Origin of the sequence: Bradyrhizobium sp. HKCCYLS20291 (assembly GCF_051167715.1) — a bacterium.
Lineage (GTDB): Bacteria > Pseudomonadota > Alphaproteobacteria > Rhizobiales > Xanthobacteraceae > Bradyrhizobium.
This window is the reverse complement of record NZ_JBNPTO010000003.1, coordinates 435,482-458,409: the sequence shown is the minus strand read 5'-3', so window position 1 is coordinate 458,409 and position 22,928 is coordinate 435,482. Positions and strand designations below refer to the sequence as shown.

Annotated in this window: 19 protein-coding genes; 5 read left to right on the top strand and 14 right to left on the bottom strand. The window is 57.0% G+C overall.

The features are described from left to right. Positions 1-62 precede the first annotated feature (62 nt). From ACQR07_RS10010 to ACQR07_RS09960, 11 genes are all read right to left on the bottom strand, one after another. On the bottom strand, positions 63-1,472 hold the full coding sequence (locus ACQR07_RS10010; protein WP_434902119.1) for a sigma-54-dependent transcriptional regulator: 1,410 nt from the start codon (positions 1,470-1,472) through the stop codon (positions 63-65). Between the two features lie 21 nt (positions 1,473-1,493). After that, positions 1,494-3,731, bottom strand: coding sequence for a sensor histidine kinase (locus ACQR07_RS10005; RefSeq protein ID WP_434902118.1), 2,238 nt, complete (start codon positions 3,729-3,731; stop codon positions 1,494-1,496). Between the two features lie 360 nt (positions 3,732-4,091). Further along, the gene (locus ACQR07_RS10000; RefSeq protein WP_434902117.1) at positions 4,092-7,217 is read right to left on the bottom strand and encodes an efflux RND transporter permease subunit; all 3,126 of its coding nucleotides are present in this window, start codon (positions 7,215-7,217) and stop codon (positions 4,092-4,094) included. A gap of 12 nt (positions 7,218-7,229) precedes the next feature. Beyond that, complete coding sequence (locus ACQR07_RS09995) at positions 7,230-8,393, bottom strand: efflux RND transporter periplasmic adaptor subunit (protein WP_434902116.1); 1,164 nt, start codon at positions 8,391-8,393, stop codon at positions 7,230-7,232. Further along, positions 8,386-9,213 carry an efflux RND transporter periplasmic adaptor subunit gene (locus ACQR07_RS09990; protein ID WP_434902115.1) on the bottom strand — a complete coding sequence of 276 codons (828 nt, stop codon included), beginning with the start codon at positions 9,211-9,213 and terminating at the stop codon, positions 8,386-8,388. Before ACQR07_RS09990 ends, ACQR07_RS09995 begins: the two co-directional genes overlap by 8 nt. A 46-nt stretch (positions 9,214-9,259) precedes the next feature. Then, entirely contained in the window at positions 9,260-9,724 is a 465-nt protein-coding gene (locus ACQR07_RS09985; protein ID WP_434902114.1) for a hypothetical protein, read from the bottom strand. A 271-nt stretch (positions 9,725-9,995) separates the two neighbouring features. Beyond that, on the bottom strand, positions 9,996-10,820 hold the full coding sequence (gene soxA, locus ACQR07_RS09980; protein WP_434902113.1) for a sulfur oxidation c-type cytochrome SoxA: 825 nt from the start codon (positions 10,818-10,820) through the stop codon (positions 9,996-9,998). A 60-nt stretch (positions 10,821-10,880) separates the two neighbouring features. Next, on the bottom strand, positions 10,881-11,210 hold the full coding sequence (gene soxZ, locus ACQR07_RS09975) for a thiosulfate oxidation carrier complex protein SoxZ (RefSeq protein ID WP_434902112.1): 330 nt from the start codon (positions 11,208-11,210) through the stop codon (positions 10,881-10,883). A gap of 25 nt (positions 11,211-11,235) precedes the next feature. Next, positions 11,236-11,691 (bottom strand): thiosulfate oxidation carrier protein SoxY, encoded by a 456-nt coding sequence (gene soxY / locus ACQR07_RS09970; protein WP_434902111.1) that lies wholly within the window; start codon positions 11,689-11,691, stop codon positions 11,236-11,238. A 36-nt stretch (positions 11,692-11,727) separates the two neighbouring features. After that, the gene (soxX, locus tag ACQR07_RS09965; RefSeq protein WP_434870175.1) at positions 11,728-12,177 is read right to left on the bottom strand and encodes a sulfur oxidation c-type cytochrome SoxX; all 450 of its coding nucleotides are present in this window, start codon (positions 12,175-12,177) and stop codon (positions 11,728-11,730) included. Between the two features lie 376 nt (positions 12,178-12,553). Beyond that, positions 12,554-13,123 carry a SoxW family protein gene (locus tag ACQR07_RS09960; protein WP_434902110.1) on the bottom strand — a complete coding sequence of 190 codons (570 nt, stop codon included), beginning with the start codon at positions 13,121-13,123 and terminating at the stop codon, positions 12,554-12,556. A 164-nt stretch (positions 13,124-13,287) separates the two neighbouring features. Here ACQR07_RS09960 and ACQR07_RS09955 point away from each other — a divergent pair, with 164 nt between their 5' ends. Continuing rightward, positions 13,288-14,016 carry a hypothetical protein gene (locus ACQR07_RS09955; RefSeq protein WP_434902109.1) on the top strand — a complete coding sequence of 243 codons (729 nt, stop codon included), beginning with the start codon at positions 13,288-13,290 and terminating at the stop codon, positions 14,014-14,016. Here ACQR07_RS09955 and ACQR07_RS09950 read toward each other — a convergent pair. Then, positions 14,013-15,365 carry a cytochrome c biogenesis protein CcdA gene (locus ACQR07_RS09950; protein ID WP_434902108.1) on the bottom strand — a complete coding sequence of 451 codons (1,353 nt, stop codon included), beginning with the start codon at positions 15,363-15,365 and terminating at the stop codon, positions 14,013-14,015. The genes ACQR07_RS09955 and ACQR07_RS09950 overlap by 4 nt on opposite strands. Positions 15,366-16,496: 1,131 nt before the next feature. On the opposite strand from ACQR07_RS09950, the gene ACQR07_RS09945 reads away from it, so the two are divergent. Continuing rightward, complete coding sequence (locus tag ACQR07_RS09945) at positions 16,497-17,222, top strand: superoxide dismutase (RefSeq protein ID WP_434902107.1); 726 nt, start codon at positions 16,497-16,499, stop codon at positions 17,220-17,222. 186 nt (positions 17,223-17,408) lie between these two features. Here ACQR07_RS09945 and ACQR07_RS09940 read toward each other — a convergent pair whose 3' ends face one another. After that, entirely contained in the window at positions 17,409-18,494 is a 1,086-nt protein-coding gene (locus ACQR07_RS09940) for a YeeE/YedE family protein (protein ID WP_434902106.1), read from the bottom strand. Between the two features lie 862 nt (positions 18,495-19,356). On the opposite strand from ACQR07_RS09940, the gene soxC reads away from it, so the two are divergent. From soxC to ACQR07_RS09925, 3 genes are all read left to right on the top strand, one after another. Further along, a complete protein-coding gene (gene soxC, locus ACQR07_RS09935; RefSeq protein WP_434902294.1) occupies positions 19,357-20,643 on the top strand; it encodes a sulfite dehydrogenase in 1,287 nt (428 codons plus the stop codon). Then, a complete protein-coding gene (locus ACQR07_RS09930) occupies positions 20,630-21,208 on the top strand; it encodes a c-type cytochrome (RefSeq protein WP_434902105.1) in 579 nt (192 codons plus the stop codon). The genes soxC and ACQR07_RS09930 overlap by 14 nt, the downstream gene beginning before the upstream one ends. A 203-nt stretch (positions 21,209-21,411) precedes the next feature. Continuing rightward, positions 21,412-21,960: a DUF924 family protein gene (locus tag ACQR07_RS09925; protein WP_434902104.1), complete on the top strand. Its 549-nt coding sequence runs from the start codon at positions 21,412-21,414 to the stop codon at positions 21,958-21,960. Positions 21,961-22,445: 485 nt separating this feature from the next. Here ACQR07_RS09925 and ACQR07_RS09920 read toward each other — a convergent pair whose 3' ends face one another. Further along, the gene (locus ACQR07_RS09920; RefSeq protein ID WP_434902103.1) at positions 22,446-22,814 is read right to left on the bottom strand and encodes a DUF4437 domain-containing protein; all 369 of its coding nucleotides are present in this window, start codon (positions 22,812-22,814) and stop codon (positions 22,446-22,448) included. Positions 22,815-22,928: the final 114 nt, after the last annotated feature.

The following is a 22,928-nucleotide window of genomic DNA, read 5'->3' as shown; positions in this document are numbered from 1 at the left end:
GGAGCACAACCCGGGCGCGTACCCGAACGGAGGACTAAACAGGCGCCAAACTTTCTAACGTGTCAGTTTGACGACTTGATCTCGGTACTACCATTGATGGACTTGGGTGCGGATGACCGTTGAATATTGTGTTGGCGAATCTTCCGCCAGAGGGTGGTCCGACCAATCCCTAGCCTTCGTGCAACGTCACTTAGCGTTTGACTACCCGACAGGGCGGCCTCAATCATTATTCGCTCGGATTTCCCCAAGCTCAAATCGACGTCGGCCGCAGCAGACGTTTCGACCAAACTCAACTCCTCGGGCAACGCATCGGAATCTATCACTCCCTCCGCAGCTGCGAATACGACCATCTGTTCGATAAAACTCTCGAGTTGTCGTATATTTCCCGGGTACGAATAGCTAAGCACAAGATTCAGCGCTGCGGGCGTCATCGTCAACGGCTTTCGGCCGTACCTTTTGACGTACCTTTCCAGCAGCCGTTCGACCAGAATACGCAAGTCGTCCCCGCGCTCGCGCAAGGAAGGCAGATGTATCCGAATTCCGTTGAGACGGTAGTAGAGGTCCGCGCGAAATTCCCCTCTGGCGATGAGAGTTTCCAGGTTCCGGTTAGCTGCCGAAATGACGCGAACGTCGACCCGTCGCGCGCGATTTGAACCGACGGGACGGATCTCCCGATCCTGGAGCACGCTGAGAAGCTTTGCCTGCGTACCTTGCGAGAGCGTGTCCACCTCGTCAAAGAATATTGTTCCGCCATCGGCCTCCTCGAACAGGCCTATGCGCTTCTGGGTGGCCCCGGTGAAGCTGCCTTTCACATGCCCAAACAGCTCGCTCTCGAGCAACTGCTCGGGCAGGCTTGCGCAGTTGATGCTGACAAATCTCTTTGACGCCCGGTGGCTGAGCTCACATATATTTCTTGCACATCGACTCTTGCCGGTACCGGTTTCACCGGTGATCAAGACACTCAAGTCAGTCCTTGCCACACGCTCAATACGCGTGGCGATCGCCTGCATTTCTGCGCCGGTAACGATCAGGCGGTCTGAGCCATCACTACGATCTGGCCGAACATCCTCCGTCTTGGCTCCGCCCTGCACACCGGCTGCCATCTGCAGATGGCGACTCTGCTGGGCATTGTGAATCTTCTCCAGAATATCCTTCTCCCGAAACGGCTTAGTCACATAATCGTAGGCACCTAGGCGCATCGCCTCGACCGCCGATTCCACCGTTCCGTAGGCCGTGACCAGGATAAGCGGCAGATCTGGTTCCTTACGCCTGATCGCCTTCAACAACTCAATTCCGCACATGTTATCCATCCGAAGATCGGAGATAACGACATCGAACGAACCGACCTCAAGCGCTCTGAGCGCTTCTACGCCGTCGCCGGCCTGCACCGACCCTATGCCAGCATTCTCCAGCAAAAGCGCAAGGCTTCGCCTCGCACCACTTTGATCGTCCACAATCAATACGCGCGTCATGGGCTTCCTTCCGCAAAACTGTTACGCGCTTGCGACGATACGAAACTCTTCGGCATGCCCCACTCGGTCGTGGCCGTCGTTGCAGAGAGGAACCAGCACCGCAAAACAACTCCCGCCACCGAGGGCGCCCCAGATCCTGATCGTCCCACCCCACCCGTGTATCAATCGGCGCACGATCGCCAGGCCAAGACCCGCCCCCTCGGATCGCTCGGTAACGAACGGCTCGAACAACTGTTCGCGCCGCGATGGCAGGATACCCCTGCCGTTATCCAGCACGACCACGAAGAAATGCGTTGGCTTTTGACGGGCCTTGACCACCACATGGCCTTCGGCATCGATTGCCTGAACCGCATTGAGCATGAGGTTCATCAAGACCTCACGAAAACCGTCCGCGTCGAAAAGAACAAGACGATCATCCCCTCTGAACTCGCACGAAACGGCGATCGGCAGCTTGCGGCTATCAACGTGCTTGCGCACGACATTGCAGATTTTTCTCGAATGATCCCTCACCGACATCAGCTGCAAAGCGACTGTTCCAGCCGGCTTTCCAACATTCAGAAAATTCTTGATAAGCCTTTCAAGGCGCTGGGTTTCTTCCTCAATAATCATCAATGCAGTCTGAGCCTTCGGATGGTCCGGGACCACGCTACGCAGGACCGTCGCGCAATTCACGATTGCACCGAGCGGATTTCGAATCTCGTGAGCAACCGTAGCTGCCACTTCACCCAGCGCTGAAAGCCGCTCTGCCACCAACTTGCGCTTTTCCGTCTTGCGCAGACGCAGATTTGCCTGGCGCAGATTGTCGCAGCTCTTCGCATTTTCTAGCGCAAGCTCGAGTTGCTGGATCAGCAACTGCCCCTTCTGAAGCGTAGCATTGCTAAACCTTATCGAGTTGCATCGAGATACGACAACCGCACCGACCAAATGACCGTCCTCGACCAGCGGGAACATGGCATGCGCTGCGGTGTCTGTCCCTTCCACGCAACTCGGCAATCCGGTTGGTAGATGATCCTCCGCGGTAGCATCCCGCCCGGTCACCCAGCCAACCGGCTTCAGCTCCACCGAACCAGGCTGCTCTAGCCGCTGTGACAGCCAGGGACCCATTCCATCGGCGACTGCAGAATGATGTCTCCCGCACGATTCTATCCCGATCTCGCGACCGCTTTCCCCTTTGACCAATATTGCGGCACTATCGCTGTCCAACAGACTAGCAGCGCTATCGCAAAACAACATCCTCAATCGCTTCTGCTCCAGCGTGGAGCGCAATTCTAGTACGATTCGAAACAGCCCTTCGCGAAACATGCTCTCCTGCATCAACTGCTCGTAGATCAGGGTGTTATAGAAGATCTGCCCCATCTCGGCGGCCAAATCGGAAAGGTGATCCCATCGCTCCTCCACCAGCGCCATGTTCGATACAGGAACGCTGATGTATCCCAACCGCTGGTCATTCGCGCGCAGCGTGAACTGCAACTCCGTCGTATCCTCGCCAGAGTGACGCGACAGCCATGTCTTGGAGGTCGAGAGATCGCGTTCGTTTGGTTTCACCGGCCTCGGAACGACCGATACGCGCCAGTCATCTCTGACGTACCCGAACCGGCACTGATTTTCATCTACTTCGTCAACCGGAGCAAAGAGGACGAGATTGATGTGCTGCACATCGAGATATGTCCGCAACGCGCTCGCGATGACAGCGAGTGTGGCGTCAAGGCCGAACGCACTCGTTGCCTTGTTCGTCATCCAGTTCCTCACTTGCAGGCCACCCACGAGATTGCCGAGGCGGGCATGAGCGTGAGCCAGCTCAACATGCTTTTCAGCCAGCGCCTGGCGCGACAGCTCGTTTCGCCGGACCATCAGTGCAAATTGCACTGTGATGATGAGCAGAGCACCAACATAGAACAGCGCCTTGACGAAGTGCCAGAGCCACCACACCTCACTCCAGAGAGACGAGAGCCTGAACAGAAGAACGCTTACTGACAGAACGAGCAGTTCTCCGGCGATTACGAGCCAGAGGGCCTCCCTGCTTGCCAAATAGGAATTGAATGAAGCAAAGGCTGCCACGACAAACAGTGCACCGGCAAGCAAATGTACAATTTGTGTCGTATCGTCAAATGACTTTTCGTTGGTCGGATTATCGAAAAGAAGAGAAAACGCAACAATGCACGCCAACGCCAGCACAAGAAAACCGACAACCCGCAGCTCTACCTTCAGGTTATTAGTCCTGTAGCTTGTATGTAGCTGAACCATCACGCCAGCGATCATGAATATCGCTCCGCACGACGTCGACAACGTGTGAAATACTATAAATAGTTCAGTTGTAGTGACTGGATTGGTTCCAGCATGCAGCGTATCCAGCGTCCCGCTCAGCAAGAACGCCATCCCGAACAATGCGGTAGGCAGTCTCCGATTATGAACCGTGGTGGCAAAAAGGAGGCCCGCTATGAGAAACGAGACAACACCGCAAAACAGTTCAACAAATGCATGGACCTCAACGTTGAGGCCCAACCTGAGCAAGTGAGCGTGGGGAAGAAGCCCAGACAATTCCACGACCGTCAGCTCCCAGAAACGACCATTCTTAGTCCGATCCGCCGCGTCAGCCCCAACGAACCCAAACACCCGCTTTCAGACATCAACACCTGCAGCCTTTTTACGAGAGCCACGTAGCTCGGGCCATCTGCTGGAAATCCACACATAGCTCGCCGGCAGGACGAACAGACTCAGCAGCGTCGACGACGCCATCCCGCCCAACAGCACTATCGCCATCGGTCGCTGCAATTCCTTGCCAACCGGATCTCCGAGCAGCAATGGTACTACAGCCAGACCGGTCGTCAACGCCGTCATCATGATCGGCAACATACGATCAGACGCACCGCTTCGCGCGATCGCCCCCGCGTCGGTCAAGCCGCTGTCGGAAAGCTGTTCGTACCGCGACAAGAGAAGAATACTGTTGCGCGCGGCGATGCCGATGAGGACGATCATGCCGACAAGCGACGGTATATTCAACGTACTGCCGGTAACAACCAGAGCGATCGCACCGCCAACCGCCGCAAACGGCAGGTTCAATAGCACAAGGCCCGCCAACAACGTTCGTCTGAACGCCGCGAACATCAGTACGCATATCAAGGCGAATGCGGCGGCGCCGTAAAGTAGCAAGTTTCGGGTTGCCCGTTGCTGCGCGACGTAGTCTCCGCCGAACTCGATCGTCATACCCGGCTTGAGCGATACCTTGTCCGATATCATCGCACGCGCTTCCTGCACCACGCTGTTCAGGTCCCGCCCCTGAATGTTCCATTGCACGACCGCGCGCCGCGCTCCGTCGTCTCGGTTGATGAAGAACGGTTCGCGCACTTCGGAAATCGTTGCCAGCTGACGGAGCGGAACGATCGCACCTTGCGGGCTTCTCAAGGAAAAGTCACCGATCGACTCAATGTTCTTGCGACTCCTTTCATCCGCTCGAACGACGAGATCGAAAGCCTTGTCGTTTTCCAGGATACGCGAGACTGACACACCATTCATTGCTTCCCCGACCTGCCGTGTGACGTCCAGTGGAGTGAGTCCGTGCAGGGAGGCGGCACGGCGATCGACCCGAACGTCGATGCCAGGCCCCAAAATCATCGGCTCGGCTTGCAGATCGACGATTCCCGCAATTCCCGCCACCGCGTTCATGACTTCATGCTGCTTCTCCTGCAGCTCGCCAATATCCGAGCCAAATATCTTGACTACGACTTCCGCCCGGACACCGGACAAAATCTCCTGCATTCTATGCACTATGAACTGAGACACGTTCACAACCAAGCCGGGCATTTTTGACAGCTTTTCCCGGATTCGTCTCATCACCCGAGCTGCATCCGTCACCGATCCCTGCAGTGCCACGTCGTATTCGGCAAAGTTCACCGGTTGGGCATCCTCGTCGAGCCGGGATCGACCCGCTCTGTGCGCGACACTCTTGATCTCTGGAATATCGTTCAAGGTCGACGTGATGGCGCGGCCGACACGCATATTCTCCTCGAGAGAGGTCCCGGGATTCATCGTTGTCGCAATGACAATGTTTCCCTCGGCAAGCTCCGGCAAGAAGGACCGCCCCAGCGAAAAGGTAAGCAGAACGGCGGCTACGCTGACGATAACGCTGAACGCAAGCAGGAAGCCGGTGCGGGCAATCGCCCAGTCGAGCGATTTTTGATAGTGACGTTTCAGGGTTCTGGTTAGGAGGCTGCCCCGATACCGTACATGTACGGTGCCGTGCGCGAGCAGGTAATAGCAGAGAACCGGAACAAGGGTGAGGGCCACCAGCAGAGAGCTGGCCACCGCCGATATGTACGCGATCGCCATCGGCGCAAAGATACGCCCCTCGATATCCGACAGCGCAAATATCGGGAGAAACGATACGATCACGATCAAGGTTGCGAATACGACGGAATTCCTGATTTCCCGGGATCCCCGTAGCACAACGGACAACTTCGGCTCGTCGCTTTTCGTATCCTCGTGTTCGCGAAGAAGCCGCACTATGTTCTCAACATCGATGATGGAGTCGTCGACGACTTCGCCGACTGCAAAGACAAGGCCACCCAACGTAAGTGCGTTGATGCCGGCGCCTAGGACCCACAACACGAGCCCACCTATCATCAGGGAGGCCGGGATCGCAATCAAGCTGATGATCGTCGGCCGCCACCTGGCCATGAACAGAAACAGGACCAGAGCGACGACGATCGACGAATGAAGCAGCGCGTCTTGCAAGTTGCTGATCGATCGCTCGATGAAACTGGCTTGCCGAAATACATCGGGAATGAGCTGAATGTCCGATGGAAGCGCTTTAGAGAACTCCCGCAATGCCTCTTCTATATGTCTCGTCGTTCCAAGCGTGTCGGCACCCCACTGCTTCGAGATGGTGCCTACAACCGCGTTCGTTCCGAATACCTGGGCATCGCCGCGCTTCAGTTCGTCCCCAATCTTCACTTTTGCAATGTCGTTCAACGTTATCGGAACGCCGTCGCGAACCGCAATTGCGGTCAGTCCGATGTCCTGGAGACGGTTGACCAAACCGTTCGCTCGAAGGAAGTACTCCTCTTCACGCGTAGGATAGACAAATGCACCAGACGCAACGATATTCGTCTGTCGGCCGGCCTCAACAACGCTGGAGAACGGTAACCCAAAACTGTTGAGTTTTGTGACGTCGACCTCGACCTGATACTGCCGTACTCCCCCGCCGATCGAGACCATCGAGGCCACGCCGGGCTGAGAAAGAAGACGGTTTCTCAAGTCCCAATCGACGAGGCTCCTCAACCGCTGGTTATCCGCCGAAGGAGACCAGTCGATCAAGGCGAATTTCTGCAGCCAGCTTACCGCGGAAGTGGTCGGCATCAGTTCAGGAACGGAGATTCCGGCCGGCAACTGGGGCTTCACCAATTGAAGCCGTTCTTGAGCAATCGACCTCGCCCGGAATACGTCGATGCCACTGCGGAAGACCACAGTGATACGCGAAAGGCCGATCGACGAATTCGAACGGACCTGGGCGACATCAGGCATGCCTCGCAGGACGACCTCGATGGGAACGGTTACCAGCGCTTCGGTGTCTTTCGCGGACAGTCCTTGCGTCTCGGTCTGTATCTGGACCTGCGGCGGCGCAAACTCCGGAAATACATCCACGGACATCGTCGGTATGAGCACAATCGCTATGCCCGCCGTGACTACGTATAGAAGCAGTACGATGATGCGGTTCTGCAACGACCATGCAATGATTCGATCAAACACGCTCGCTGCTCCTCAAGACTCGCAGCTTCCGTGATCGTGTGCATCCCGGCTTTGCAATCGATAGGCACCCTCCAGAATCATCTTGCCTGTAGTCACCGCGCGCTCTCCTGCCGTTACATTCGACAAGCGAATGAAATCATCCGTCGTCTCCAGGACCTTCACTGAGCGACGTTGGAAAACGCCTGGCTTCATTTCCACAAAAACCACCGGATCCAATCCCTGGCTGCTTACGGCTTGTCGGGATATCCAGATTCCGTCAGCGCCCCCACCGTCGATCTCAAGTTGGACGGTTTGCCCCAAGGCAAACGTCTTGGGACCTTGACCCAGACGGATGATCGCGCGCGACATCATGTTGGATCGGTCGACGTCAAAAAGCACATCGCTGATCGTGAAGGTCGCAGCAGCGCCGCCCACCGACCCTATTCTTACGCCCGTCTCGCCAGGCTTTACGAGCCCAACGCGATCGGATGGCAAGTAAACCTCAATCCAATCAGGCGCCGACAGCGGCACCATGCGAACCAGGGGTTTACCGAGGACCACGAAATTCTGCATCGTCTTGTCGCCGGCATTGATGATTTGGCCGGGCTGAACGAAGACATCGGTAACAATTCCGTCCTGAGGAGCACGAACCGAGATGCTTTCGACCACCTCTCCGCTCTTCGTCAATTTATCAATCTCCTCGTCGCTCATGCCCCACCATATTAGGTTGTCTCGAGCATCCGAAAGAAAATTGGGCAGCCGCCCTTCTTCCTTGAGAATGCTTTGCTGCTCGTCATTGCTTAGGAGCGCGAGGTAGGCTTTCTGCGTCAGAAGGAAGTCTGGGCTCGAGATCGTGGCGATCAACTCATCCTTGAGCACGATGGACTTGGGCCGCACGAAGATTTCGCTTATCTGGCCGCTCAGATAAGCATTGACGTTTATGACGGCGGAAGGATTGGCCACGACACGGCCGAATGTCGGATACAGTCTCGTTTGCTTGCCTGATACGGCCACCTCCAGCCGCAGTAAGCTGGAAGCGTTACACGGGGTGACGAGCGCGTCCGTCACTCCCGGCGGGATTGCCTTGTCGGCATTCTGCTTCGGCCTGTGGGTCGTTGAGGGCACGTCGTGTGCGATCGCCGACGTCAGCAAAGCGCAACCAGCCGTCAAGCCGACAATAACTCCAAGTCTAGTCATGGCTGTCCCCGAAGGTTACGCGCATTTGCGCCCCTTCCTGCAACGAGGATGTTTGCAGCGTGAGGTCGGGCGTGATGCGAACCTGGCGGGTTTGGTTAGGAGCCACAATAGGAGAGATTTGCTCCACCAAGCCGGCGACGACGGGCGCTTCTCCGCCGGCAGAGAATCTGACCTGCATGCCGACAGACAATTTTTCCGCCTTCTGGGCCGGAACATCTGCCTCGATGACAAATGCCCTCTCGTCGGCAATCCTTGCGACGACCGCTCCGGCTGAACTGAACAATCCGGATTGCGCCCCTGCGTTTACGATCTCCCCGTTGACAACCAGAAGCTCCATTAGGTAGCCGTCCACCGGCGCAAGCACGGTGATGGCCTTCACGGCCTCTCCCTTTTGCTCAATCGCCTGAACGTCGGCGGCAGACAATCCGCGCCACTCCAAGTTGGTACGTGCCTCTATTACTTTCTCTTTCCCCGTGATGCTGAAGGCCTGAACCGCGTCGAAGTTCCGGACCGTTTCGATGAAAGACCGTTGGATAGTCTCGAGCTCCGGACTATCAAATGTCATCAAAACATCGCCCTTTTTAACCTTTCGACCCGAATAGAGATTGCGAAGACTGGTGATCCTCGCATTGACCTTCAAGACGACGTCTCGCACGTGCCGGGGGTCGATCCGCACCAGCGCGGGATAGACATCGTCACGGTACGCGGCGCCAGATGCCTGCTTCAGTTCTTCGTCGCCGCCAAATACACTGGAATCCGAGTGTGCACCCGCGCGCGTCGACGGGCCCAGCAGCGTCAGTAGCACCACGAACGGCAACATAACCCGGACCGACCGCACGCATGCGCTCCTTCCTGCGCCAGTTCTGCTACGGACGAACATAGCTCCATCCATTTTCCTGCAGCTCCATAATGTGCGCCACGCCAACATCGACCACCTCGGCCTGCGGAACGAGACGGACGGGCCCTCCCTCGTTGCGCTCCATCGTGCGGATCGTATTGCCGCAGGCGACGAAGCGAATGCTTCGTAGACTTTCGCTGATCGACCTGATCCGTGCTTTCACGGGCGACGAGTCCTCGCGAAGCATGTGAAGACCTGCGCCGTAAGCTATGATCTCCATTTCGACCTCCTCGCCAAGCTCGCTGTAGTGGCGATCTACGTTAACTGCATTGTCCAATGCGAGGCGCATCAAGACCGGATCGTCGGTAGTCACTTGAATTATCAGGCGATGCTGATGTGCCTCTCGGTCAGCCGCGACGGCGGCCGGTCCCACCAGAAGAAGCACTGTAACGGGCAGCCAGCGCAACAATAGCCACTCGATGAGTACCTTCACGTTGCCCCTCATCGTCAAAAGCGACGTTCGTCAATCGACCGAACAAGGTCCGTTGCTAGCTCGATCAGCATCGAGCCGCGCGGTTCGATCGATACGAATTGCCAAGCGCCCGCTCTATCAGCCCGAGGCCAGCGTCGATACTCCTAGTCGGCACGGGCAACGTGGAGCTGTCGCGCCGCAGCCTTAGTGAGCGTGCTGGATCCCGGCACGTTACCCTTCGGCAAATCATCCGACCCGCAAGCTCCTCAACCGTCGCCAGGACTCCGACGATTCAATTGCGCACCGCCGGCGTTTCGACTGGCAAACCAATTCCGCGGTAAGCGATATAGAGCTCAAGCGCCAGGAACTCGTCCGACATTGGCTTGAATGGCTCGGCGCGAATGTCAAACATGCAGCCGGCGAACCGCTCGTGGAGCGGAATCATTGTCTGTGAGGCCAACCGATAGGTCGGGAATCCATTCGTCTGCCCCTGGCTCAAATAATCGGAGCGCAAAAACTGCCCGTAGTGCTTCTCGTGACAGCTGGCGCACGACATATCCAGCTGACCGTTACGTTGGTAATAGAGTTGCTTCCCCTTTTCAAACCAGGGAGTCATCGGTCCGTCGACCTTGACGCTGACGGCCACGTCTTTCGACTGCGTCTTGATGAACGTCGTCATCGACGTGAGGGCCTCCGCCTTGAATTCCCAAGGTTCGGCCTTCATGTTGTCGGTCCTGCAGATATTGATCTGCTGCTCCAGGTTGACCGGCTTGCCCTTCTTCTCATTCCATTTTGGATAGGCCGCGCCGGCCGACGCCATGGACTTAGCTGCGTCTCCATGACACGACGAGCACGATTTTCCGGCTGCGCCCTCCACAGTTGCCCATAACCGCGAACCACGCTCAACCCAGAGCATGCCGGGATTTTGAAACTCGTCCTTCTGGACGTCTTGCGTTTCCTTGGAACGGAACTCGAATCCCGAGATAATTTCTGGCAGGGGATGGCCGGCCGGCGCCTTGATACTCTTCATGTCATTGGCGCACGCAAAGCCGACCTGGGCAGATGATACCCCGATCGCGGCAATCACCAATCCGAAACGTTTGACGCGATTGAACATCCTGCCTTCCTATCTTACGAGAGAACTTCCGTTTCAAACCAAGACGACGGCGCACCACCGCTACGTAGTCGCGATAGTCTGCTCGTCCTTGTAGACCGAGCCATCGTCATCGGTCCAAGTAAACGCAAAGGTGCCGGGCTCGTCGATTTTGACCGAGAACTCAAAGTAGGGATTGGCTGAAACCGACGGCGCGATGTCCGCCGAGTACACGGCCATTCCATTGAACGTGACCGCAAACTTGTTGATGATCTGCCGGGGAATCGTCTTCCCCTGGGCATCCTTGCGTTGTCCCGACTCCATTTGATGGGAGATCAGTGTCTTAATTTGAATGACTTCGCCCTTCTTCACCGTCTTGGGTAGCTTGATACGGGGCCTGACATCCTGAGCCATATTTCAATCCTGTGATTGGAGTTCGTTAGCCGCCGCAACCACCGATGGTCACCTTGACGGTCTTCTGATCCATGTAGAACGTCCCATCGCTCATTTGCGCGACGGCAATGACATTTTGCGTCTGCGCGAGGCGGATGCGTGTGGCGGTATCGGCCCTGCCGGACATGGGGGAGAAGTAAAACGTCGCAACACCAGGAAGTGGATTTCCATCCGCTACGATCAGAACCGACTTCACATGGCTTTCCTTTGTCATCGGGCTCTCCACCGAAACCGACAAAGGCACCGTGTTTCCGTTCTCGGCAATTTCCGGCACGGTTAGACTTACTTTGCCTGCCTTAGGAGTAGCCCCACTGGTGAACTTTGAGATGGCTTGAGCCGTCTCCTCAGGAGTCGCAATGGCGACCGGAATTCGTCCGAATAGCGCCACCGCCGTGGCTCCCAGACTGACATTCAGAGCGCCGCGCCGCGTTAGTTGGATCATGGTGAACCTCGTTTGTTTTGATATGACCCGCTACACTCAATCCCGGAGCGTCGTCAGATATGCGACGACATCTTCCACCTGTTGAGCAGTTAGCATTGGCTTTTCCTGAAACTCCCCGCGCACCCGATGCATGCCGGCAGTCCGATAGAACGCAGGCATCGCCGTGTCCTCGAACAGTACCTTGGGGTTCACCACGATCAGGCGGAGCTGCCCTTCCTTCCATCGGCCGGCAACTCCGTCGAGCGCTGGCCCGACATCGCCATGAAACGGCTCGGACTTCATCTGCGCCACCTTGTGGCATGCCAGACAGTTTCCAAGCTTGCGGTCCGCCATGGCGGCGGCGCCGTTCTTTGGATTTCCCGGCTGCGAGGTTAAGGGCTGCGCGATCGAATCCTTGTCGACGCGAATGGCGGTGAGATCCTCGGCCCAAACGCTTGACGTTGTGATCGTTGAAAGAACGAACAACGAGAATGCCAAATGCCGCATCCTGGTCACCTACCCCCTGCAAATTGACAATTTTTTAGTTAAGCATCAGTTCAGCAATGCTCGTGCCAATTTCGCTGGCGGCGGTTAAGTGCATCGCGACGGGCCGAAATCGGCATCGCCTTCTTTTCAACCTGCCGAAAAGCTGAAATCCCGCGGCTGCGAGACCTGCGACAGCATCTCGGCGTCAGCGACCCAGCCCCTCATTCGATTTGGTCGCGGACCCGACCGCCACGCTCGTTCCATGGCGTGAAACGCCACGTTTCGATATGAAACATTGAGCTTGTCGCGAGCACGCTTTAGCGGCGCCTGGCTTTCCTCGTCCCGACGCCGATAGCTCATCTATGGCTTGCCCCGGAATTCCAATCAGGCTTCGAACTCAGCGTGCCTGATTATTGACGTAGCTCCTAAAGTTTTCCCGCTCATATGCTTTGTCCCGGACGAAGCGAAACATCGCCAGGAAATGCTCACCCTTTACGTATCCTGGCATCCGTGCAACTTCCCGCTGGCCGGGATCCTTGGAGGATAAGTCAGCCGCAATTTCGGGAAAGAACTGGATGGTAGGAGTGAACCGCACGTTGTACTTCTGTGCGAACTGCTTCTCGGAGAGTTTGGCGCCATCGAAATCCGTAACAATTCGACTGCCTATGATGTTAAGTTGCAATATGGAAAAATTCGCCTCGATGTACGAGGCCACCTTGGCATCGGCCAGGTTGACAAGGTGCATTTCCTTGCAATACGGGCAGCCCCTGAGTTCCCAAAGAATAGCGAACCGCTTGCCATTGCTCGCTGCATCGCCGAGATCATCCGACAGCTCCAGCATGGTATTGAGGAACCACGGCTCCGAATACATCCCGTCCTCGTTCAGAACCGCAGCGACGGTTGGCTTGAACGACGACAGCAGCAGTGCCGAGCTTGCGGCAAGCACCTTACGCCGTGAGATGGTCATTTCGCTTCCTTCCGCTCAACTGTTGGAGAGCACCGACCGAGTGCACAAGGACTTGAGTCTTTCACGATCATTGATAGATGTCATTGCTGTACGCGCCCAGCTGAAAAGAGCACTTCGACGTACTTCTTCGGGCGGAGGGCCCGCAAATGACGGGGAGATTCTTCATGCGTATCCGAGCCCGGCTAACGATCACCGCAATTGCGTTCGGCCTTTCCTCATCCATCGGCATGGCGAACGATCTGGCAGCTTTCAGCGCTGCGGTAGACGACGTTGCTTCCCACTACCGTCTTGCCGCCAGCTATCTACGTACAGGCAACGCCGACTTGGGCGGCCTTGAGGTCGACCAAGTACGTGCCGCTTGGATAACTCTCACCAAATCCGTTCGAGCAAACACCCCTGACGCTTTCCGGAGTAATCCACTCTTTGGCTCGACACTCGAGCAAGTCTCGTACCACACTGAAAAGGCCGTGGAATACGTCGATCACGGCAATCTCAAAGCGGCCGAACGGGAGATGATTTCCATTCGAGACGCCCTTTCTCAGTTTCGCCGCGCAAACAATCTCTATCTATTGGCCGACTGCGTTCTCGATGCGAACCGAGCGATGGACGCGCTGTACGTCTACGAGACGACGCCACCGAACTTGTCCGAACAATCCATCGCAGCTGCCGTCCAGTCCAGCGCTGAGGTCTATGAAGGCATACTGCGTCGCTGCGATCGAATGGCATCAGATCGCACCAAGCAGGACCCCGAATTTCGCAGACTCATCGACGGCGCCACCGCGAGCCTCAGCTTGATACCCAAGGCGGCTCGAGAACACGACAGCGGCCTTCTTCATCGCGTCCTCATCGAAATGCGTTCGTTCGACAACTTGCTGTTCTTTCGCTTCGGCTAACCAATAGATCCGAGGATCGGAAACGTTTCCAACAACCAACCTGAAATCATCGACATTTGTCCGGTCATGAACACCACGCCGGTGACAACCAGACTTGCACCCATCACCTTCTCGACAAGGCCAAGATACCGCCTGAAACGGGCCACCAGGGTCATAAAATAGCTCGCAAACATCGCGGCGATCATGAACGGCAAGCCGACGCCCGCTGAGTAAAGAAGCAGCAGCCACACACCTCGACTAACGCTATCCTCCGCTCCAGCGATAAAGAGGATCGTCGCGAGAATCGGCCCGGCGCACGGCGTCCAACCAAATGCGAAGGCGAGCCCCATCACGTAAGCACCCACAAATGTGCCCGGAGACACTTCCGTCTGCACAGTGACCGATCGATAAAGATACGGAATCCTGATGATGCCGAGAAAGTGCAGGCCCATCGCAATTATGATTGCTCCCGCGACATATCCGATTGACGCGATGTTGGACGAGATTATTTTTCCAAGAAACGAGGCGGTCGCGCCAAGCGCGACGAAAATCGTTGTGAATCCAAGCACGAACGCAAGCGAAGTCAGCACTATTCGAGATCTGTCAAGCTTCTCGTTTGACAGATCCTCCATTGACGTACCTGCAATATAACACAGGAATGGGGGCACCAGAGGCAAGATGCATGGCGATGCAAACGAGAGTAGACCACCGGCGAATGCACCGGGAATGCTGACGTCGTAGGCCATACGTGATCCATACCTTTCCAACCTGACGAAGCGTGTGCCGCGGCCCTTGCTTACGGTGACGATGAGCCACTGGCGAATTCGCCCACTTGAACCCCGCCACTGTCGCTCGAGCAGATAAATGCCCGCGGATCGAAGCTGCTTTCGAGCACGCTTGACCGCGCGTACAGAACGACCGCCGTCAACAGAACCCACGCAGTTGCACCGGTCCACACGACCACACTCGACCGCATCTTGCGGATTGCTAGTCGAACCATTCACTCCCCCCCTGCCCCGGTTCTCCTCAAGTTCGCTGCACAGCCGATACGCCGTAAACAACGATGACATCAGAACACCCCGCTCTACGGTCACCGCTCGGTGTTGCCTCGGCAAGCCATTTTTCTTCCAAATCTTGACCGATACGGCAATCGACGGGTTGACCACCTCATCGGTGTGATGCGGCGAGGACGTGATCAGCAAGCGTACCGTACCGCGCGCCGCTATTGGGACGCCGACTGTCTGAATGTCGATTGCGCGGCTATTCGGCAGCAACTCGCTTGCCGCCCTGCAGTCCTCCGAATTCCAAACGTGCAACGGAATGACGTTGGCCGCGCCGCCACCAACGAGCACGCTGGCGCCTTCGCGCATCGCCTTGACCCGTAGCGCACGTTCCTACCTTCAAGTACTTGATAGCGGAAACGCTAGCTACACAACTTGACAGCGACAGCGCGGTGGCGAAAGCGAACTCGGGCGCGTAAGACCTATGCGCGTCAATCGCTCCGGCCGCCCCCGCAATATCGCCCCCGAGGCAGCCGAAGAGTTTTCCAGTTCTACGGCAGCGCCGCTCAACGCGCACCCACTGCAAGGTCTCTTTTCCGACGATTGCTTTGTCATTCATAGGCGCCGCCCGCCAGTCGCAGCTACTCCACTGAAGTTAGTCTAGCCGCATTGTTCTTCAGAAGTCGAGCAGCTTCAGACTCCTCAGCAATGTGCCACTAGCGAAACGTTTGTTCCAAAATGAAACCTCGCACACGATACGTTTGGTTGCCTCCTAGCGAGGCGACCGAAGATATCTACTGAATTTATGGCTTGCATCAGTTAGCATTTCTGGACAGCAGTCCTGCAATCGTTGCACTGTCTCCAACTGATCAATCACCTCTGACCTTTCGAATCCGCGATGCGCAGCGACATCAGTCATTTCCCAGGCGTCGAACCCGAGACAAGAAATCGGCTCGCGGGAAACGTTCCTATCGATGATGGCCGCGATCGTAGCCGGCACGTCGTTCCGTACTTTAGGGAAAACGACTCAACCTGGAAGACGTTGGCTTCATGCTGCGAACGGGACCTTGTCCGCCGTCACCGCTGCTTGAGCAGATCCGCGGGAGTTAGTTTAACCAGCCTCGTGAGGATTGCGAGGCGTTGGAATGCCGATGCCGCGTCACGTTCGAAACCGCCGAAGCCGCCAGTCGGCATTGGCGAGCTCGCTTCCGCGCGATCCGCCGGCGTTCCACTTTGCTAAGGGAGCGGTGAACAGGAAGAGCCGACACACTTATCGCTGCATTGTTCACGCAACGAGCGGAGCCGAGCACGGCGCGTCATTTCGCACTAACCGGCCGCCTGACAAACAACGGAGTTGCATGACGCCGATCGACCTAGCCACCCGGACGGTTCTTGGCGTTGACGGCTCATAGGCCGCCGTGGCAGGCGGCGGCCGGAATCCATCTATTCCCAGCTTGACGACCTCTTATTCCGACTCATAACCTTCAATGGAGACCTCCGATGTCATCTATGTCCCGTCGACACCTAATCATCGCAGCAACCGGTATCACCATCTCTCCTCGCCTTGTATTTGCGCAAGCGGCCGCCTCTGCACCGTCGGCCCCTTTTAAGGTCGATCCCCTGACCTATGCAGCGAGCGCTCTTGAACCGCACATCGATGGGAAGACGATGGAAATACATCGCGATCGGCATCACCAGGCGTACGTCACGAATCTCAATAACTTTGCCAAGGATAATCCGTCGATTGCCGACAAGCCGATCGCGGAAGTGCTGGGAAATCTCGCTGCCATACCAGACGCCATCCGAACCGGAGTGCGCAATAACCTAGGCGCACACGCAAATCACAGCATGTTCTGGCAGATCATGGGACCAAACGGTGGCAACGCGCATGGCGACGTGCTGGCCGCGATCGACCGCGACCTCGGCGGTATCGAAAAACTCCAGACCGATTTCAATGCAGCGGGTGGACGCGTCTTTGGCTCGGGATGGGTTTTCGTGACGGTGTCGAAGGAAGGCGAGCTCGCCATCGAAACACGTCCAAACCAGGATCATCCAATGATGGACGGCAAGCGCGCGCTGCTCGGCAACGACGTGTGGGAACATGCGTATTACCTTAACTATCAAAATCGTCGCGCCGACTATCTCAAGGCATGGTGGAACACCGTCAATTGGAGGGCGATTGACGAGCGCTATGCGGCGGCGAAGGCAGGCACGTTGGTCATTTGAGCGCGGCCAAGGTCCACGCGTATAGTGGTAGTAGAGCAGAGTTGTCATCGCTTCGCATCATGAGCCGGCGGAACTCGATTGCCAGGGAGCGTTCCCACGCATCTCAAGCTTTTGCGAGCATCTGCGCTTGCTATCGATGAACAGCGTTCATGTTGTCGGATCGGCGGTTACCAGGAACCATACGGTTCATTTGCTTGATGCAGGCGAATCGGCCGTTGATTGCGATTGCGGCGCCCGATCGAAAGTGAAGTCTGTCACTCCCGCGCCCAACCACATACCGCCGAGCACAAGCCAGGCGGTGAGTGCAAACACTGAAGCGCCAGTTACCCCGGCCCCAACGGCGCAACCACCGGCGAGCATCGCGCCAAAACCCATCAACATCGCACCGAGGAGATAGCGGCGCATTCCGAGACCGTCCGAAAAACCTTCAAGTCGCAATTCGCGCGTCAACGCTGCAGCGACGAATGAGCCGAGGAAGACACCGGGTATGACACCAAGATCGAAGCCGAGCCGCAGATACGCACTGTTCAATACCAGCATCAATAGCTCGGCCGAGGGACCACTGAAGGTGAGGCTTTTTAGCGCTACGGGCGAGAAGGACGCTTGTGCGAGCTGATAGGTGAACAGCCATCCTGCTACGACCGCTGCGCAGGTCAGAAAAGCGGAGAGGATCAAACGGCGCGACAACTCGCTCCGAAACGCAAGCGTAAGACCTGCGAGCAGCCACAACGCTCCGAACGCAAGCTTCTCGGGAGTGCCGGCGCCGAACATCGCCATGATGTCACGCGACTGGCCTCCGTCCACCTGCCACAGACTTGTTAACCATTCGCGCGCAGGAGACAATAGACCACGGTAAGAGGCCTGCGCCGTTACGACAAAGACAAGACCGGACAGCAGCGCCCTCAAATTTCCATTGGCAGACAGCACCAACAGCCGGCTCGCGCAGCCACGCGCGAGGATCATGCCAGAGCCGAACATCAGACCGCCAACGATAGCACCGGAGATGCTGCCCCGCTGGCCAAGCTGACGCGCTTCCGATACTTCGATCCAGCCAAGCGCAACAAGTGCCTGCGTGCCGAGCAAAGCAGCCGCGAAGGTCAGGAGCCAGACCGCGAGACGTGGACCTCCGTCGCCGCGCGAAAATTCGACGGCGGCGGCGCGCAGGCAGAAACGGCTGCGCTGCGCAAAGAACCCGAACATGCTACCGACCAGAAGGCCTCCCAGCCACGAAAGCCGGTCTTCTCCGACAAGATCAATGACTGACACCAGCACGGCTGCCTCCCGCTGCTTGGAGCCTGCAGTCTTATCGGTCCCGCAGGCCTGTTACATGAGCCAGATCAAGGGCCGCTTCGCAAATGAGACCGTGCGCAAATTCCCGCGAAGAGATCGTGCATTGCGCTGTCCCCACCGGGTTCGCGTATTCCGCTTGCTTCACTCATTCTTGCATTGGCGGTAGCGAAGCATTTGAATTTTCATGCCGCCTCGGCGCCGACGCCGCCCTGCTGCCGGCCGTCAAGCATGCCTTCATGCGTGGCATCTGCCATGACCCACCTCCTCAAAGCCGGTCATGCCTGTATCTATCGTAGATCACTCGCACCACGCCCAGGTGTAGAGGTCATGCCGGTTGCAATCAGCAAGGCGGCACCGGGAGCACGGTTCGGGGATGCTCGCCGTGGCCGAACCATCGGCATCCGACCTCACTACGGCGCGCCACGCCAGCGATCTTGCCAAGCATTCAAGCCGGCCAGCCTCAGAACGCTCTGCCTGGCTGTTGCATCCACTTTTGAGCGCTGATGTCGGCGCCCGACCAACACGATAAACTTTGCCGCAGGCCCGAGTACCCGCGGCCGGCCTGCAGGTCCTCGCCAATCGTTGTGCACGTCGATCAGGAGTGCAGCGACTCGCACTGGTATTGTTTTCACGACTAGGTCAGAAAATTGCGCATCCTTGTAGTTTTATAGTCCATCGATATTGTCCGCTCATGACGGGAGAGTATCCGGTGGAGAGAATGACCCAAGTGAAATATGATGAGCTGACTCGTCGCCAAATTGAGGCGATTGTCGAAGCAGAGGAGCAGCACCTCGCCATCGATCGCGTTGAGCTTGATGGCGATGACTGTTCATGCAAGACGGGCATGTTTCCGTCTTCATCGCTTCATCGACGCAATTTTCTCTTTGCGGTAGGATCAGCCGCGGGCGCCTCGACCGCCGCCGTGTTGAGCTCGCTTCCTGCTGCAGCCGATACCAATGCTCCTCCAGGAGCCCAGCGCTTCGAAGCGCCGGCCGATTCCACCAAGGAGCAAGGGCGCCCTACCGCCGCCGACGGTGGTTATGGATCGCGCTCGCAATTCGAGACCGAAGTTCGACAACGCTACCCTACCCCCAACGAGAACACCTCGTGGACATTTACCCCTCTCGATAGAATGTTGGGGAATCTGACCGCATCGGGCCTGCACTTTGAGCGGCATCATGGCGGCATTCCCACCATTGACCCGTCGCGGCACCAGCTCTTCGTGCACGGAATGGTCGACGCGGCCAAGAGATTCACAGTCGCTGACCTGAAGCGTTTTCCGTCAATCACGCGCAGGCACTTTATCGAATGTTCCGGCAACGGATTGACGGAGTGGAACAAACCAACGCTAAAGACTGTACAAGGGACCCATGGGCTCCTCAGCACATCGGAATGGACCGGCGTTCCTTTTTCGACGATCGCGAGGGAAGTTGGAATCAAGGAGGGATCTGGGTGGGTCCTTGCCGAGGGGGCGGACGCTGCAGTCATGACCCGCTCAATTCCGATCGAGAAAATGCTGAAGGATGCCTTCATTGCCTACGGACAGAATGGCGAAGCCATTCGTCCGGAGCAAGGATATCCGATCCGCCTCATGCTGCCCGGCTATGAAGGCAATACCCATATCAAATGGCTACGCCGCCTCGAGGTCAGCGACAAACCATTCATGACGCGCGAAGAGACCTCCAAATACACAGACCTTTTAGGAAACGGTAAGGCCCGGCTATTCTCGCTCGATATGGACGCGAAGTCCGTGGTTACCTTTCCTTCGGGGGAGATGAAGCTGCCCGGACCGGGCTTCTACAACATCACCGGCCTTGCATGGTCGGGACGCGGCCGTATCCAGTCCGTCGACGTCTCGGTAGACGGCGGCCAATCCTGGTACCCCGCCCGGATTGACACCGCGCCCGAACCAATGTGCACAGTAAGGTTCAGCTTTCCCTGGATGTGGAACGGCAGGCCTGCGATCTTGCAGAGCCGCTGTACCGATGAAACAGGCTATCTGCAACCAACCTTGAAAGATCTCATCGCAATTCGCGGCTCGAACGGCCCGTTTGCGTCCGTCTATCACCTCAACGCCATCCAAAGCTGGGCTGTGGCGGCCGATGGGAGCGTAAGCAATGTCCATGCGTAAGAACACCGCGATCGCAGCGACATGTGCGGTGATAGCGATCGGCATATCCTTTGATGCCTTCGCCCAAATGGGCAGCGATGCCCGCTTCGGCCTCGGCACGCCATCCAGCGAGAGTGAACGCTCCGCGTTCTTCTCTATTCCACCGAGTGGGCGCGGGTTGCCAGCCGGTAGCGGAGCGGCGCAACAAGGGGCGAAGGTCTACGCCGAAAATTGCAGTGCCTGCCATGGTGACAGGCTAGAGGGAGTTCCACAGCCCGGCCTCGGCGGAGACAAATTAATCGGCGGGCGCGGCTCCCTCGCGACGAAGACGCCGGTCAAGACCGTTGAGAGCTACTGGCCGCACGCGACAACGCTGTTCGACTACGTTAAGCGTGCAATGCCATTCAACGCTCCGGGCTCTCTGACGGACGATGAGGTCTATGCGGTTGTCGCCTACATCCTCTCGGAAGCTAAGATCATCCAGCCAAGCGACGTGATGGACGCGAAGACACTGCCGAAGGTCCAGATGCCAAACCGGGACGGGTTCATTCCTGACTCCAGGCCTGAGTTCCAGCTCTACCGTTAGATTAGCACGACGCCATTGATCCCTTGCCGGAGATCTCGTGACTTTGTCGCACTCTCCAGCACATTCGAGTGGATCGCCAGATTCGCTTTGGGCAACGATTTCGGTCACGCCCTACGCAACCGCCGGGATTGCCAGACACCCTATCATCCGAACCAGCTAGTCTCGGCGACCGCGGCGTCTGTCAGAACACACCGGAAACGAGGATGGAAATGCCCGATGATGCAAGAGCGGTACTGAGCTTTTGGTTTAATGAGACATCAAGCGAGCGGTGGTGGCAGAAAGATCCCGCATTCGATCATCACATCCGACAAGAATTCTCCACTTTGCACAAAGCGGCGACAATGAACGAGTTATTTCCGTGGCGGCACACGATCCGCGGTCGGCTTGCGGAGATCATTGTCCTCGACCAGTTCTCGCGTAATATGTACCGTGGCAAGGCCAGAGCGTTTTCACACGATGCTCATGCGCTTTGCCTTGCCCAGGAAGCAATTCGATGCGCCGATCACGGTGAACTGCGGGTCGATGAGAAGGCATTCCTTTACATGCCGTTCATGCACAGCGAATCGTTGGTCATTCATGAAGAGGCGCGCCGCTTGTTCTCCGAGCCAGGGCTTGAAGAACACCTTCGCTATGAAGAGGCGCATCGTGCGCTTCTGGTTCGATTTGGCCGCTATCCTCACCGCAATTCTGTACTGGATCGCGTATCAACCCGCGAAGAACTCGCTTACTTGGCGAACCAAGTAGATTTCTGATTTATCCAACGACAACAATAAAGGCTGGGCTTTCGGGACACGCGCATATCTGCCGATACTTAGGCCAGCCTGGCCCTGGCAACCAAGCGTAAGAAACAATGACACCAGACATCTTTGCATCGTGCTTCGCCATTTCGTCAATGAGCCAAAGGTCCCGCTGCAGTACTCCTAAAACCTTCAGAGGGCCGGGGTGGGCGTGCCAGATCGGTAGCCGAGGCTGATCAGCTAGCTTGATCTGCTTCTGAGAGTGGCGTTCTCCACTATAGCTGCCTGGTAGCAACCTTTGGCGCTGAGCCAGTCGCAGCTCGCGAGACACATCCGGCATCGCGCGAGGCGCAACTTGCGTTTCAATCGTTGGAATTGGATACATATGCGCGGACATGTGGATCGACGGAAGAGGCGCAATCTGAGGCGTTGACAAGCGTAACGCCGCAGATTGCAATGAATTGTTTCTGCTCAGGGCCGACTCGAACTAGGTCTTCGGCTTATTTGGTATGCGACTCCGCAGGGACGTAGTCCATACCATCTTTATAGTAGACAAAGAACACGCAATCTTCCGGTCCCATGCACTTGTTTACGTGTTGAGCCTTGCCCGGCTGGAACCACCAGGAGCCAGGAGGGATTCGTGCAGGCGCGTCTTTAGCCCCCTGACGAGCTGATTCAGTCCCCGAAAGCATCACAGCCCAATAGTCAGAGTTGTGAATGTGCGAAGGCGATTCGCCGCCGGCCGGCACCCTGAACAAGCCACCGAAGGGTTGCCCGAGAACTCCGGGTTTGCCGAAGACTACCGCCATCGCCGGACCTTTTTTTCCCATCGCGGGAATCATCGCGGACCATTCGACTTTCTCGGGCATAGTGATTCTAGGAGCCTGATCGTCGGCTCGCGCGACAGTAGCGGTCGCTATCGCGACGGCCGCGGCAGTGATCAGGGCCCTTGATGTAGATCGCATATCGCTCTTCATGAGGTT